13 protein-coding genes are annotated in these 13353 nt (G+C 72.3%); 4 read left to right on the forward strand and 9 right to left on the reverse strand.

Going from position 1 to position 13353, the window contains the following annotated elements; all coding sequences use genetic code 11:
• Positions 1–23: 23 nt before the first annotated feature.
• Complete coding sequence (locus tag ASF17_RS06010) at positions 24–1157, reverse strand: NADH:flavin oxidoreductase/NADH oxidase (RefSeq protein ID WP_055796571.1); 1134 nt, start codon at positions 1155–1157, stop codon at positions 24–26.
• 107 nt (positions 1158–1264) lie between these two features.
• On the opposite strand from ASF17_RS06010, the gene ASF17_RS06015 reads away from it, so the two are divergent.
• Positions 1265–2101: an ADP-dependent NAD(P)H-hydrate dehydratase gene (locus ASF17_RS06015; RefSeq protein ID WP_055798322.1), complete on the forward strand. Its 837-nt coding sequence runs from the start codon at positions 1265–1267 to the stop codon at positions 2099–2101.
• Here the strand turns inward: ASF17_RS06015 and ASF17_RS06020 are convergent.
• The 4 genes from ASF17_RS06020 to ASF17_RS06035 form a co-directional block, all read right to left on the reverse strand.
• Positions 2098–2790 carry a YceI family protein gene (locus ASF17_RS06020; protein WP_055796575.1) on the reverse strand — a complete coding sequence of 231 codons (693 nt, stop codon included), beginning with the start codon at positions 2788–2790 and terminating at the stop codon, positions 2098–2100. The two genes, ASF17_RS06015 and ASF17_RS06020, sit on opposite strands and share 4 nt — an antisense overlap.
• Positions 2791–2929: 139 nt before the next feature.
• A complete protein-coding gene (locus tag ASF17_RS06025; protein WP_055796578.1) occupies positions 2930–3703 on the reverse strand; it encodes an amino acid ABC transporter ATP-binding protein in 774 nt (257 codons plus the stop codon).
• A complete protein-coding gene (locus ASF17_RS06030) occupies positions 3700–4479 on the reverse strand; it encodes an amino acid ABC transporter permease (protein WP_200913441.1) in 780 nt (259 codons plus the stop codon). The genes ASF17_RS06025 and ASF17_RS06030 overlap by 4 nt, the downstream gene beginning before the upstream one ends.
• 89 nt (positions 4480–4568) lie before the next feature.
• Entirely contained in the window at positions 4569–5399 is an 831-nt protein-coding gene (locus tag ASF17_RS06035; protein ID WP_055798332.1) for an ABC transporter substrate-binding protein, read from the reverse strand.
• A gap of 78 nt (positions 5400–5477) precedes the next feature.
• On the opposite strand from ASF17_RS06035, the gene ASF17_RS06040 reads away from it, so the two are divergent.
• Positions 5478–6767, forward strand: a complete 1290-nt coding sequence (locus ASF17_RS06040) for a glycosyltransferase 87 family protein (RefSeq protein WP_082475107.1) — start codon at positions 5478–5480, stop codon at positions 6765–6767.
• Positions 6764–7090 (forward strand): thiamine-binding protein, encoded by a 327-nt coding sequence (locus tag ASF17_RS06045; protein WP_055796581.1) that lies wholly within the window; start codon positions 6764–6766, stop codon positions 7088–7090. Before ASF17_RS06040 ends, ASF17_RS06045 begins: the two co-directional genes overlap by 4 nt.
• A 20-nt stretch (positions 7091–7110) precedes the next feature.
• Here the strand turns inward: ASF17_RS06045 and ASF17_RS06050 are convergent, their stop codons facing one another.
• A complete protein-coding gene (locus ASF17_RS06050) occupies positions 7111–8385 on the reverse strand; it encodes a hypothetical protein (protein ID WP_055796584.1) in 1275 nt (424 codons plus the stop codon).
• A gap of 372 nt (positions 8386–8757) precedes the next feature.
• On the opposite strand from ASF17_RS06050, the gene ASF17_RS06055 reads away from it, so the two are divergent.
• Positions 8758–10044 carry an MFS transporter gene (locus ASF17_RS06055; protein WP_055796588.1) on the forward strand — a complete coding sequence of 429 codons (1287 nt, stop codon included), beginning with the start codon at positions 8758–8760 and terminating at the stop codon, positions 10042–10044.
• Between the two features lie 91 nt (positions 10045–10135).
• On the opposite strand, the gene ASF17_RS06060 is transcribed toward ASF17_RS06055, so the two are convergent.
• The 3 genes from ASF17_RS06060 to ASF17_RS06070 all read right to left on the reverse strand — a co-directional run bounded on the left by ASF17_RS06060 (position 10136) and on the right by ASF17_RS06070 (position 13300).
• Positions 10136–10813: a response regulator transcription factor gene (locus tag ASF17_RS06060; RefSeq protein ID WP_156357320.1), complete on the reverse strand. Its 678-nt coding sequence runs from the start codon at positions 10811–10813 to the stop codon at positions 10136–10138.
• Between the two features lie 82 nt (positions 10814–10895).
• Positions 10896–12146 (reverse strand): hypothetical protein, encoded by a 1251-nt coding sequence (locus ASF17_RS06065; protein ID WP_055796593.1) that lies wholly within the window; start codon positions 12144–12146, stop codon positions 10896–10898.
• Positions 12143–13300 (reverse strand): sensor histidine kinase, encoded by a 1158-nt coding sequence (locus tag ASF17_RS06070; protein WP_055796595.1) that lies wholly within the window; start codon positions 13298–13300, stop codon positions 12143–12145. The genes ASF17_RS06065 and ASF17_RS06070 overlap by 4 nt, the downstream gene beginning before the upstream one ends.
• Positions 13301–13353 lie beyond the last annotated feature (53 nt).

Here is a 13353-nt window from a genome sequence, read left to right on the forward strand (position 1 = left end):
CTCGGCGCCCCCGCGGCGGGGTCTCAGCTCAGGCGGAAGGGCGCGCGCTGATACTGCGCGGGCCAGTAGTCGAGCTCGACCCCGAGCTCGGCGGCGGCGCGCAGAGGGAAGTGCGGATCGCGGAGGAACTCGCGGGCCATCAGGACGACGTCGGCGCGTCCGCTGGTGATGACCTCGTCGGCCTGGGCGGCCCCGACGATGAGACCCACGGCCCCGGTCTCGACCTCGGCGTTCGTGCGGACGTGCTCGGCGAAGCGCACCTGGTAGCCGAGACCGACGGGGATGCTGACGCCGGAGACGAGACCACCGGTCGAGATGTCGAAGAGGTCCGCACCGGCGTCCCGGCACCAGGCCGCGACCGTCGAGGTGTCGTCCTCGTTCCAGCCGCCGTCGGCCCAGTCGGTCGCCGAGAAGCGCACGAGGAGGGGCAGGGTCCCGCCGACCTCCGAGCGGACGACCCGGACGACCTCGAGGAGGAACCTCGCACGGTTCTCGAGAGAGCCGCCGTACTCGTCGTCCCGTCGGTTGCTGAGGGGCGAGAGGAACTGATGCAGCAGGTAGCCGTGGGCGGCGTGGAGCTCGATCAGCTCGAAGCCGGCGTCGACGGATCGACGAGCCGCCAGACGGAAGGCCTCGACCAGCCCGGCGATGTCGGAGATCGTCAGCTCGGCCGGCTCGTCGTAGCCCTCGAAGGCGACCGCCGAGGGCGCCACGGTCCGCCAACCGCCCTGGTCGGCCGGCACGGTGCCCTGCTCGTCGCTCCAGGGGCGGAACGTCGACGCCTTGCGACCGGCGTGCGCGAGCTGCACGCCGGGCACGGATCCCCTCGAGCGGATGAAGTCCGTGATCGGACGGAACGCCTCGAGCTGCGCGTCGTTCCAGAGGCCGAGGTCCTGAGGCGAGATGCGGCCCTCCGGCGTGACGGAGGTCGCCTCCGCGATGACCGCACCCGCGCCTCCTCGGGCCAGGGAGCCCAGGTGCACGAGGTGCCAGTCGGTCGGGACGCCGTCTTCGCGCTCGGCCGAGTACTGGCACATGGGCGCGACCCAGAGGCGGTTGCGGAACGTCGTGCCGCGGAGGGTGATCGGGTCGAAGAGCCCGGGAGCCCGGTCGGAGGTGGTCGTGTCGGTCGTGGGGGTCGCTGCCGTCTGGGTCACGGGTGTCGTCGTCGCCTTTCGCTGGGGATCGTCTTCGGGAGCCAACGGTACGCCTCGCCCCGATGTTCCCCCGTCGGAGCGTGCGGGCCGCGACTACCGTCGAGGGCATGAGCGACTTCGCGACCTGGACCCCCTCCGACGCCGCCGCAGGGATCGCCGTGCCGGCGCCCGACGACGACAAGTACAGCCGCGGGGTGCTCGGCGTCGTCACCGGCTCGAGCGCCTTCCCGGGGGCGGCCGTGCTCGGCGTGGAGGCGGCGCTGCACACCGGCGTCGGCATGCTCCGCTACCTCGGGCCCGCGCGTGCGTCGGACCTCGTGCTGCAGCGACGCCCCGAGGCGGTCACGAGCAGCGGGCGCGTGCAGGCGTGGCTGCTCGGCTCGGGCGTCGATCCGGACCACCTCGACGACGAGACGCGCGACGGGTTCGCGACCGCCGCCTCCTCGGGGCTGCCGCTCGTGCTCGACGCCGGCGCGCTGCCCTGGCGACCGGAGGCCGCAGGGCCGGTGGTCGTCACGCCGCACTTCCGCGAACTGGCCAGGGCGACGGGTCGCGAGGTCGACGAGATCGCGGCCGACCCGGGCGGAGCCGCCGTGCGAGCGGCCGGCGAGTGGGGGTGCACCGTGCTGGTGAAGGGGCACCGGACCGTCGTGGCCTCGCCGGGAGGCACCCGCCTGGTGGCCGAGAGCGGGACGCCGTGGCTGGCCACCGCGGGCACCGGTGACGCCCTCGGGGGAGTGCTCGGAGCCCTGGTCGCGACGCACGCCGCCGAGATCGCGGCCGACGGCGAGGCGCTGGCGCGTCTGGCGGCCACGGCCTCGGTCGTGCACGGACTCGCGGCGGTCCGGGCCAGTCGCGGCGGCCCGATCACCGTGCTCGGGTTGATCGACGCGCTGCCCGCCACGATCGCATCACTCGTGGCGGGCAGCGCGGCGGAGGACTAGGAGGCGGGGGTCGCCGACACGAGGAACTCGACGGTCCCCTGGTCTTCGACCTCGACGAAGCCGAGGCTCGGCGCGTCGACGCCGTAGTCGGAGAACGTGACCGGGATCGATCCGCTCACCTGGACCCCGTCGCCCGAGAGGGCGGCCTGGAGGGGGACCTCGACGGTCTGCGTGACGCCGTGCATGGTCAGCTCGCCGGTGGCGGTCACGGTGGCGACCTCGCCGTCGGCGGGGACGGCCGCGTCGACGGGCTCGGTCAGCGTGAACTCGGCCGTCGGGTAGGTGCCGACCTCCATCGCCGTGTCGCGGAAGTACCCGTCGCGGTTGCCGCTGTCGGTCGCGATGCTGGCCACGTCGACGGTGATGTCGGCCGCGGTCACCGAGGTGCCGTCGACGGTGACCGTGCCCGAGACCTGGTCGGTGGTGCCGACGACGGTGACGTCGGTGCCGTTGAGCACCTCGTCGACCCGGTAGCCGGCGGTGCTGCCGTCGCCCACCGACCAGTCGCCGGTCAGCTGACTCGCGTCGACCGTGCTCGAACCGGGGGTCACGGAGACGGTGGGGGCCGCGTCGGGCTCGCCGACGATGACGTCGCGGTAGAACGCGGGCCCGGCGACAGCCGCCGTGGTGCCCAGGCCGACGACGACGACCGCCGCGACGGCGATGATGATTCCGGTCTTCTTCTTCATGATGGTCTCTCCAGGGTCGGCTCGGGGTGCGGCGCGGTCACGCCTCGGTGTCGGCTCGGATGATGCGGGGCCGTGCGGCCCTGAGAGGATGATGGCGGGTGACCCTATGGCCTCCCTGGGATCAGCTGGGAGTCACCCGTCAGGCGGTGAAACGGGTGAGGAACTCCCTCGCCCGCTCGGTGCGCGGCGCCGTGAAGAGCTGCTCGGGCGGACCCTGCTCGGCGATGCGACCCGCGTCGAGGAACACCACGCGGTCGGCGACGTCGCGCGCGAACGCCATCTCGTGCGTCGCCATGAGGATCGTCGTCCCCACGTCTTTCAGGGTGCGGACGAGGTCGAGCACCTCGCCCACCAGCTCGGGATCGAGCGCGCTCGTGATCTCGTCGAGCAGGAGGAGCGTGGGCCGGGGCGCCAGCGCCCGGGCGATGGCGACCCGCTGCTGCTGACCGCCCGACAGCCGGTCGGGGTAGGCGCCGGCCTTGTCGCCGAGCCCCACCCGATCGAGCAGTTCGCGGGCCCTCGCGTGGGCCTCGGCCTTCGGCCGTCGGAGGACGTGGCGACTGGCGAGTGACACGTTCTCGAGCACCGTCAGATGCGGGAACAGATTGAAGTGCTGGAAGACCACTCCGATCCGGGCGCGGACCGCGTCCGCCTTGACTCTCGGGTCGCTGATGTCGTCGCCGCCGAGGACGATGCGCCCGTCGTCGATCGGCTCGAGGAGGTTGACGGTGCGCAGCAGGGTCGACTTGCCCGAGCCGCTCGCGCCGATGAGCGCGACGACCTCGTCGCGGGCCACCTCGAGGTCGATGCCGTCGAGCACGGTCGTGAGGCCGAAGGCCTTGCGGACCCCCTCGAGACGCAGGACGATCTCGGGCGCGGGGGCGCCGGACGCGGCGGATGCGGGGGCGGTCATACGACGCTCCCGGCCTGCTCGCGACGACGGAGGCGCGCCGAGAGCCAGTCGGTCAGCCACAGCGTCGGCAGGGCCAGCAGCACGAAGAGCAGCCCGGCGAGCACGTACGGCGTGAAGTTCGCGGCGGTGGCCGTCTCGATCTGCGCGGCCCGGACGGCGTCGACCGCGCCGAGGACGGAGATGAGGCCGACGTCCTTCTGCATCGAGACGAAGTCGTTCATGAGAGCGGGGGTCACCTTGCGGATGGCCTGAGGGAACACCACGAGGCGGAGGGTCTTGGCATGGCCGAGCCCGAGCGATCGGGCGGCGAGCCTCTGAGACGGGTGCACGGCGTCGATGCCGGCGCGCACGACCTCGGACACGTAGGCCGAGTAGGTCAGCACCAGCGCGATGGTGCCCCAGAACTCGGCAGGGAGGCGCGGGATGCCGAGACCGAGGCCCGGGATGCCGAAGCCGACGAGGTACAGGACGATGATCAGCGGCAGGCCCCGGAACATGTCGGTGTAGCCGCGGACGAGAGCTCGGACCGGGAAGAACACCGGGCCGCGGAGGGTCCGGAGGGCCGACAGGACGGTCGCCAGGACGGCGACGCCGAGGGCGGCGACGACGAGCACGCGCACGTTGAGCCAGAGGCCCTCGAGCACGCGCGGCCAGGCCGCCACGAGGGTCGGACCGTCGAAGAAGCTGAACCGCACGCGCTCCCACCCGGGCGTGCTCGTGACCGCCCACCAGGCGAGCCCGGCGAAGACCACCGTGCTGATCACGGCGACGAGCACGGAGCGGACGGACTGCCGGCGGCGATAGGCGCGGCGTCCGATCTCGAGATCGCTGACGGGGGGAGCCCCCGTCGCGACCGCGGTGGGCGCTACGAGAGGTCCTTGACGTCGTAGTCGGCGAGCCACTCCTGCTGCAGGTCGCCGAGGGTGCCGTCGGCCTCGAGGTCGTCGACGGCCTTCGTGACGTCGGCGGTCAAGGAGCTGCCGAGGGGCAGGACGATGCCGAGCTGATCGCTCGCCCCGTCGACGGCGGCGAGCTGACCGAGCACGACGCCGCCCTCGACGAAGTAGGTCGCGGTGGGCACGTCGAGCACGATGGCGTCGACCTGGCCGGACTCGAGGGCCGCCTTGGCGTCGTCGTTCGAGTTGTAGGCCTGGACGCCGTCTTCGGGGTCGATGACGGTCTCGGCGGCCGTGAAGCTCGTCGAGCCGCTCTGCGCGCCGATGTCGAGTCCCCGGAGGTCGGCCACGCTCGACGCGCCCTCGGCCGCCGTGCCGGGGAGCGTCACGACGGCCTGGCGGGTCTCGTAGTACGGCGACGAGAAGTCGACGGCCTTCGCGCGCTGCTCGGTGATCGAGAACTGCTGCAGGTTGAGGTCGAAGGTCTTCGGGCCGGGTGCGATCGACTCGTCGAAGGTGGCGCGCACCCAGACGACGTCGTCGCGGTCGTACCCGAGGCGGTCGGCGACGGCGTAGGCCAGCGCGGCCTCGTAGCCCGACCCCGACTCGGGGGCGTCGTCCTCCACCCAGGGGGAGTAGGCCGGCTCGCCGGTCGCGACGGTGAGCTTGCCCTCGGTGACGGCGCCGACGCCGCTGCCCGAGCCCTCGGAGTCGGACGTGGGGGCGCAGGCGGCGAGGGCGCCGACCGAGAGGAGGGCGGCGGCGACGGACGCGACGAGTCGCGACGGGGAACGGGTCATGAAGCCGAGGATATCGGCGACCGGCGACACCGCCGAGCCGTGAGGCGCCGTGTGACGCACGACGGCTAGCCTGACGGGATGACCGTCGCCGCGCCTCCCGAGATCGTCGCGGCGCGGACGCCCCTCGGCCGGCGGCTCGTCGTGGTCGGGCGGCGACGCGAGATCCTCTGGATCGCCTTCGCCGTCGTGCACCTCGTCGTCGCCTGGATCGCCCTGGTCGGGCCCGACCAGTCGCTCGGCGACGTCCGGACCGTCTACCGGTCGTGGATGGACCAGGCCGTGTCGGGCGGCGACCGGGTCGGGATCGACGTCGCCTGGGTCTACCCCCTGCTCGCGGCCGTCCCGATGCTCGTCGCGCGGCTCGGCGGCGCCGCGGACTACGCGACCGTGTGGCTCGTCGTCGTGGTCGCCCTCGACGCGGTCGCCTTCGCCGTCATCACGCGGCGACGGACGCCCTCGACGACGACGGCCGCCTGGTGGTGGCTGCTGTTCGTCGCGGCGCTCGGTCCCATCGCCCTCGGGCGAATCGACGCGGTGACCGTGGCGCTGGCCCTGATCGGCGTGCTGCTCGTCGCCGAGCGGCCCGTGGCGGCTTCCGTCGTGCTGACGATCGCGGCCTGGGTGAAGGTGTGGCCCGCGGCCCTCGTGGGCGCGGCCGTGCTCGCCTCGCGGCGCGGGCCGGCGATCGTCGTCGCCGCCGTCGCGACCACGGCCGCCGTCGTCGCCGTCTCGCTGGCGCTCGGCAGCGGCGCCACCGTGCTCGGCTTCATCGGACAGCAGGCGGGCCGGGGGCTGCAGATCGAATCGCCGGCCGCGACGCCGTGGCTCTGGCGGGCCGCCGCCGGCGTGACGGGCACGGCCGTCTACTACGACCAGCAGATCCTGACCTTCCAGGTGCAGGGCGACGGCGTGGGTCTCGCCGCCCGGGCGACGACCGTCGTGATGGCGGTGGTGGTCGGAGGCGTGGTGCTGCTCGGTCTGCGGGCGCGACTGGCGGGTGCGGCCGCCCCGCACCTCCTCGGCCCACTGGCCCTGGCGCTGACGACCGCCCTGATCGTCACGAACAAGGTCGGCTCGCCCCAGTTCGTGTCGTGGCTGGCCGTGCCCGTGGTCGTCGGACTCGTCGCGTCGCGCACCGGCGGACCGTCGTTCCGGGTCCCGGCGGGGCTCGCCCTGGGCATCGCTGCGCTGACCCAGCTGATCTACCCGTGGTTCTACGACGACCTGCTGCGGGTCGAGCCGTGGATGCTCGTCGTCATCACCCTGCGGAACCTCTGCGAGGTCGTTCTGCTCGTCGTCGGCTGCATCATGCTCTGGCGTCTCGGGGGAGTGCGCCGCGGCCCGGCCGCTGACAGGATGAGCGCATGATCGTCGCCTTCTCCCTCTCACCCAGCGGCGGCGCCCCCGCCGGAGACCTCGACCCCGACGCCCACGGCGACTCGGTGCACGCCGCGGTGGCCGCCGCCGTGCGCGTCGTCCGGGACTCCGGGCTGCCGAACCGCACCTCGTCCATGTTCACGGAGATCGAGGGCGAGTGGGACGAGGTCATGGCCGTCGTCAAGGAGGCCGCGGAGGCGGTGGGCGCGTTCGGCAGCCGGGTCTCGCTGGTGCTCAAGGCCGACATCCGACCCGGGCGCACGGGTGAGCTCACGGGCAAGGTCGAACGCCTCGAACGGGCCCTCGACGCCTGAGCCGAACGCCCCGGGCGGTGTCACTGCCCGTAGTTGCGCCCGTACGACCGGTCGACCGACGCGTTCGCCGGGCGCACCGTGTCGTTCTTGACCGAACCGGTCAGGGGCAGGGCGTAGGTCACGGCGACGTTGCTCGCCTTCGTGATCTGACCGGCACCCGGGTCGGTGTAGTACGGGTACCGGTACCCGGCGATGTAGTTGTACTTCGCCAGGTTCCTGGCCGGCTGCGCGATGCGGTACGTCTTGATGCCGCCGCTGTTGTACTGCTCGCCCTGCGGGGCGCCGATGACGTTGCGCCAGAGCACGACGCCCTCGGCCTTCAGCCCGATCGTCACACCGCTGCCCGCGTAGAGGAGCGTGTTGTAGCGGATGGCCACGTCGCGCGGGCTCTCGTTCGGGTCGCTGCTGCCGGCCGCCTTGATGTTCGCGCCGCGGGGTGCTCCCCAGATGAGATTGCGCTCGACGAGGCCGTTCGACGACCAGATCGACGCGAGCAGGTACAGGTTGTGGTCGGTGCCGAGGACGTCCTGACCCTTGTTCTCGTGGATCACGTTGCCGACGACCGTCCAGTCGTGCGGCGCCGCGGCGACCCGCGCGGCGGTGCTCGTGCCCGAGGGGGCCTCGGTCGTCACCATGACGTTCGCGGTGCGCCTCGACCCCGAGACGTCGTTGCCGCGGAACGTCCAGCCCGTGCCGCCGGCGAAGGTGACGAGACCGTACGTGTTCGACTTCGCCGCGTCGTACGTGAAGCGGAGACCCCAGACCAGCCAGTGGTCGGCCCCCGTGAAGACGAAGCGCCCAGCGACGACGGCGCGCTCGCCGGGTGCGTTCTGGATCACGATCGGCTTCGAGGCGCTGCCGCCCTTGCCGTTGTTGCTCACGGACTCGGTGTAGGTGCCGCCCCGCACGACCACGACGTCGCCGGGCTTCACCAGGAGCATCGCCATCTGCAGCGAGCGGACGGGGTTCGAGTAGTTCGCCGCCGGGCACTGCTTCCTCACCCAGTCGGTCGAGGCCGCGTTGCCGATGCAGTACGAGCGCTTGTACGGCTCGACGTGGCCGTCGGGGTAGCGCAGGTCGATGTAGTCGCGCCCCGTCGTCGAGACCCAGATCGTCGTGCCGCCCGCGGCCGGCGTCTTGAGCGACGTCGACCCGGTCGGGTGGGCGGTGGCCGCGACGGTGGCGGCCTCCGCGGGAGCAGGTGCGGACGCGACGGGCGCCACGACGGCGACGGTGGCGACCAGCGAGGCCGCGGCGAGGACGGTCGCGAGGCGACGCAGGGGAGAAGGGCGCAAGACAGGGCTCTTTCGTGCGGTGAGCGCGGGTGAGTCGCTCGATGTCGGACAAAAGGCCCCGGGTACGGCCGGGGTCCACCCTAGGCGAGACCCGGCGCCCTGACCACGCTCCCGGGGAATCGCATCCTCCGGCCGTTCCGTCGGGGACCACCCGTCCACGGCTTCCGCCGCGCCTCCTGACGTCCGTCGCGGGGCTGTCACCGCGCCTCCCGAGGTCGTAAGCTCGTCGGTGGTCCCGCGCCGATCGAATCGATTCGGTCCGAGGCCCGCAGGAGGCGCGGTCCGCCTCCGACGCACCATCCCGGCCCGTTCGACGGAGAGCCCCGGGCACCCGCCGCCCGACACCCTCCACCCCAGCGAAGGCAGCCGCCCGTGAACACCCTCTCCACCCGTCGCAAGACGTTCGCCCTCATCGCCCTGGCGCTCGGCGGCTTCGGCATCGGCTCGACCGAGTTCGTCGCCATGGGGCTGCTGCCCAACATCGCCCAGGATCTGCTGCCGGGCCTCTACGCCCAGTCGTCCGAGGAGGGCATCGCGCGCGCCGGCTGGCTCGTCAGCGCCTACGCCCTGGGCGTCGTCGTCGGGGCCCCGACCATCGCGGCCATGTCGTCGCACCTGCCGAAGAAGAAGCTGCTGATGGGGCTGCTCGGGCTCTTCGTGCTCGGCACGGTGCTCTCGGCCGTGCTGCCGTCGTTCGGCTGGGTGCTCGGCGCCCGCTTCTTCGCGGGGCTGCCGCACGGCGCCTACTTCGGCATCGCCTCGATCGTCGCGGCCACGATCATGGGGCCGGGCAACCGCGGCAAGGGCGTCGCGCTCGTGCTCAGCGGTCTGACGATCGCCAACGTGATCGGCGTGCCCACCATCACCGCCCTCGGTCAGGCGCAGGGCTGGCGCGTGGCCTACCTCGCCGTCGCGGCCATCTTCGCCCTCACCTTCGTCGCCGTCGCGCTCGCCGTCCCGCGTCTCGAGGGCGACTCGTCGGCATCGATGCGCCGTGAGCTCAGCGCGTTCCGGAAGCCCCAGGTCTGGCTCGTCATGGGCATCGGCGCCATCGGCTTCGGCGGCTTCTTCGCCGTCTACAGCTACATCGCGAACGCGGTCACCGAGGGGGCCGGCGTCGACGAGGGCGTCGTCCCGTGGGTGCTCGTCGGGGTCGGCGTCGGCATGACGATCGGCAACGTGATCGGCGGATGGGCCGCCGACAAGAACCTCAAGGCCGCCCTCACCGTCGGCTTCATCGGTCTCATCGCCGCGCTCGTCGCCTACGCCCTGCTCGTCGACGGCATCGTCGGCATCTTCGCGACGACGTTCCTGCTCGGTCTCGTCAGCTCGATGATCGGCCCGTCCGTGCAGTCGCGCCTGATGGAGGTCGCGGGCGAGAGCCAGGTCATCGGCGCCGCGCTCAACCACTCGTCGATGAACCTCGGCAACAGCGCCGGCGCCTACCTCGGCGGCGCCGTCATCGCGGCCGGCTTCGGCTTCGCAGCCCCCGGCTGGGTCGGCGTGGCCCTCGCCCTCGCCGGCGTCGTGCTCACGGTCATCAGCTTCCGTCTGCAGAAGACGGGCGACGCGCGCCAGGCGGCGCTCTGCGCGGCCGCCGCCGAAGCGGACCACAAGGAGGACACCGACACCGGGTCGGTGTTCATCACCCAGGGCTGAGGCTCCCGGGCCGGGGTGAGGCCCGGCAGGAGACGAGCCGAGGAGGCGCGGGTCGGGTGACCCGCGCCTCCTCGGCTCGTCCGTGACGCGGCTAGAAGCTGGTCTGCGCCGGGAGGTCCGTCTGCAGCAGGATGCCGTCCTGGATGGCGCGCTTCCGGAGCGCGACCTTCGTGCCGACGTCGTAACCGGCCACCCGGTACTTCTCGCGGATGCGCTTGAGGTAGCTCTTGGCGGTCTCTTCGCTGATGCCGAGCTGGTACGCCACGGCCTTGACCGGCTCGCCGCCGCCGTAGAGGGCCATGACGCGGCGCTCCTGGGCGCTGAGCTTCGGCACGCCGCCGATCTCGGCGGCGTTGAGGGCGAGGTCGAGCTCGGCCGAGATGTAGGACTCGCCCTGCGACGCCGATCGGATCGCCTCGACGATCATCTCGGCGTCCTCGCTCTTGACGAGGTAGCCGAGCGCGCCCGCGGCCAGCGCCTCGCGCACGACGTTGGGTTCGGAGTACGTGCTCATCAGCACCGTCTTGACCCCGGTGGTCTTCAGCGTGTTGATCTTCAGCGAGATGGGGATGCTGTCTTTGAGGTCGAGGTCGAGCAGGACGACGTCGACGGGGAACTCGGGGTGCGTCAGCAGCTCGGGCCACGACGCGACGGCCGCCACCACCGAGATGTCGCTCGCGGCGCCGCGGATCCACTCGCTGAGGGCGCCGAGGAGCATCTTGTGGTCGTCGACCAGGGCCAGACGGATGCGATCGTCGGAGTTCGTCACGGGGTCCTTCTTTCTTCGAGCGTGCCCATCATGCTAGATGCCGTGAGGGTGGGGGGACCGCTTCGCCGAGCGGCCAGGCCGATCACGTCTCGGCCGGGTTGTCGACGAGGCACGAGACCTGCAGGCGGACGCTCTGCTCGTGCGTCGAGACGGTGTACTCGCCCACCCGCTCGAGGGCGTTCCAGGTGGCGGGGGTGACCCTGTTCCGCCGGATCCCCGTGGTGGTGATGAGCACCGGCACCTCGACGCTGCGACCGGCGAGCGACTGGCCGGCGGCCGTGACCGGACCGAGACCGAGCGTGATGGTCGTGCCCGGGCTCCGGCTCTTCGAGTCGCCGAGCAGCAGCCAGACGGCCTGCAGGAGCCCGTCGCGCTGCGGGGGAGCGAGGAGGCCCGCCAGCGACGACGGGTCGGCGAGGGTCACCGAGCGGCCGAGGTACTCGGACTCGGTGACGGCGTGGTGCAGCCACGTCTCGCGACGACCCTCGATGAGATGCAGCCGCAGCTCGGTGGCGAGCGACGCCGCCTGCGACGCGACCTTCGGCGCGAGGGGCAGCGGCACCTCGCCCCCGGCCACCCCGTCGAGGAGCTTCTCGGCCGCGAGGTCGAGCCGGGCCAGCTCGTCGCTGGCGAGCATGCCCACGGCGAAACGGGGTTGCGACACGTTGCTCTGCACCAGCACGCGGTCGAGCTCGACCTGGACCATGCGGCGGAACCGCTGCAGGACGACGGTCGCCACCGCGCTCGGCAGCACCGCGAGCGAGATCACAGCGATCTGCTGGGGCCCCGACGCCGAGGTGATCGGCGTCGTGGCGAGCGTCATGACGACGAACGCCGCGAGGAGCACGATCGTCGCGGCGACGATCTCGCGGGCCGGTCGGAGCGTCACGACCGGCAGCAGACCGAAGCCGACGGCGACGCTGGCCGTGGCGTAGGCCCCGACGTCGTGCAGCGGTGCGATGGCGATGAAGTCGAGGGCGACGACGAGGGCCAGGATGACCGCGATGGCCGCGAACATCCACCCGGTCAGCCGTTGGCCCCGGATGGTGACGAGGGCCGTCGTGACGACGAAGACCGCGATGTAGAGGAGCCACGCGGCCAGCGCGGGGGCGACCGCGGGGTAGTCCTCGAGGTGGCTGAAGAAGAAGATGAGTCCGTAGACGGTCTGGAGACCCGCGACCACGGCGGCGCCGATGCCCAGATAGCCCGTGCCGAGGGTCGCACCCGCGGCACGAGCCTGTCGCAGCGAGCGGGCGCCCGTCGAGCCGATCGGCAGCCCGCGCGCGGCGCGCCGCCCGCGGGTGACGCCCAGCGTGTTCTCGTCGACGTTCATCGCGGCGCCTCCAGCACGACGGTGGTCCCCGATCCGGGCGACGAGAAGAGGCGGGCGCTGCCGCCGACCTCGCGCAGTCGTCCGACGACGGACTCCTTGAAGCCCAGGCGCTCCTCGCTCACCCCGTCGAGGTCGAAGCCGACCCCGGCGTCCGTGACCATGGCCCGCACCATGCTGTCGTCGTGGATGATCGTGACGTGCGCCTCGGTGACCCCGGCGTGCCGGCGGACGTTCTCGAGGCACTCGGCCAGGGCGAGCAGGAACGCGTCGAGCACGTGGGTGGGCAGCAGCACCTGACCGGTGCCGTGCCAGCTGACCTCGAGACCCATCCGGCCGAAGCGCTGCTTGACGGACTCCAGCGTCTGGCCGAGCGGGGACTCCTCGACGGTCTCGAGCGAGTAGTCGCCGGAGGCCTGCGGCTGAGGGGTCCCGCCGAGGCGGAGGTGTCGGAGCAGTCGGGCGTCCTCCGCCGCCTGCGCCTGCAGCGCCTGAGGGGTGACCCCGACGCCGGAGTGCGCGAGGAGGGTCAGCGTCGCGAGGACGGTGTCGTGCAGCAGCCGGGCGCCCTGGCGTCGCTGCGCCTCGGTCTCGCTGGCCTGGCGTTCGGCGCGATGGGCGTTGCCGATGCTGTAGATGCGTCGCGCGGCCAGCGGGACGCTGCGACCCAGCCAGACGCCCATGACGAAGATGAGCGCCCAGCCGAGCACGACGGACGCGACGGGGAAGGTGAGGAGCGAGCCCGTCGTCCAGGCCACGAGCGACACGGCGACCACGAAGGCGACCGCGGCGATGACGACCCGGATGCGGCTCGACGAGAGGACGATGCAGAACGAGGCCGTGGCCCCGCCCACGAGGGGGATCACCGCGGTGGCGAGGGCGGGATCGGTCGGATCGCCCGAGGGGAGCAGGGCCACCAGGCTGACGGCGATGCCGGAGCCGAGACCGATCAGCACCCACGACGGCGTCGACGCCCGTCCGACCATCCACAGCGCGACGATCAGGAGGGCCGCGAGGGGCACGATCGCCGCCAGGTGCAGCGGCTCCGTCACCCCCGGGATGGCCAGGGAGACGAGGGAGACGAGCGCGCACGGGATGCCGAGCGCCCGCGCCGCACGGCCGAGCAACCGGTCACGCTCCTGCGCGAAGATGTCCATGCGGATCCCAGGTGTGCATCGGATGTCGTCCATCCTGTCGGTTGACAGCAGAC

It is taken from the genome of Frigoribacterium sp. Leaf263 (genome assembly GCF_001422285.1).
Classification (GTDB): Bacteria; Actinomycetota; Actinomycetes; order Actinomycetales; family Microbacteriaceae; genus Frigoribacterium.

Excerpts from the sequence above, each read along its gene's own strand:
- ASF17_RS06025 (WP_055796578.1), bottom strand. The coding sequence starts at position 3,703 with ATGACCGCCCCCGCATCCGCCGCGTCCGGCGCCCCCGCGCCCGAGATC.
- ASF17_RS06065 (WP_055796593.1), bottom strand. The coding sequence starts at position 12,146 with ATGAACGTCGACGAGAACACGCTGGGCGTCACCCGCGGGCGGCGCGCC.
- ASF17_RS06045 (WP_055796581.1), top strand. The coding sequence starts at position 6,764 with ATGATCGTCGCCTTCTCCCTCTCACCCAGCGGCGGCGCCCCCGCCGGA.
- ASF17_RS06070 (WP_055796595.1), bottom strand. The coding sequence starts at position 13,300 with ATGGACATCTTCGCGCAGGAGCGTGACCGGTTGCTCGGCCGTGCGGCG.
- ASF17_RS06035 (WP_055798332.1), bottom strand. The coding sequence starts at position 5,399 with ATGACCCGTTCCCCGTCGCGACTCGTCGCGTCCGTCGCCGCCGCCCTC.
- ASF17_RS06015 (WP_055798322.1), top strand. The coding sequence starts at position 1,265 with ATGAGCGACTTCGCGACCTGGACCCCCTCCGACGCCGCCGCAGGGATC.
- ASF17_RS06020 (WP_055796575.1), bottom strand. The coding sequence starts at position 2,790 with ATGAAGAAGAAGACCGGAATCATCATCGCCGTCGCGGCGGTCGTCGTC.
- ASF17_RS06040 (WP_082475107.1), top strand. The coding sequence starts at position 5,478 with ATGACCGTCGCCGCGCCTCCCGAGATCGTCGCGGCGCGGACGCCCCTC.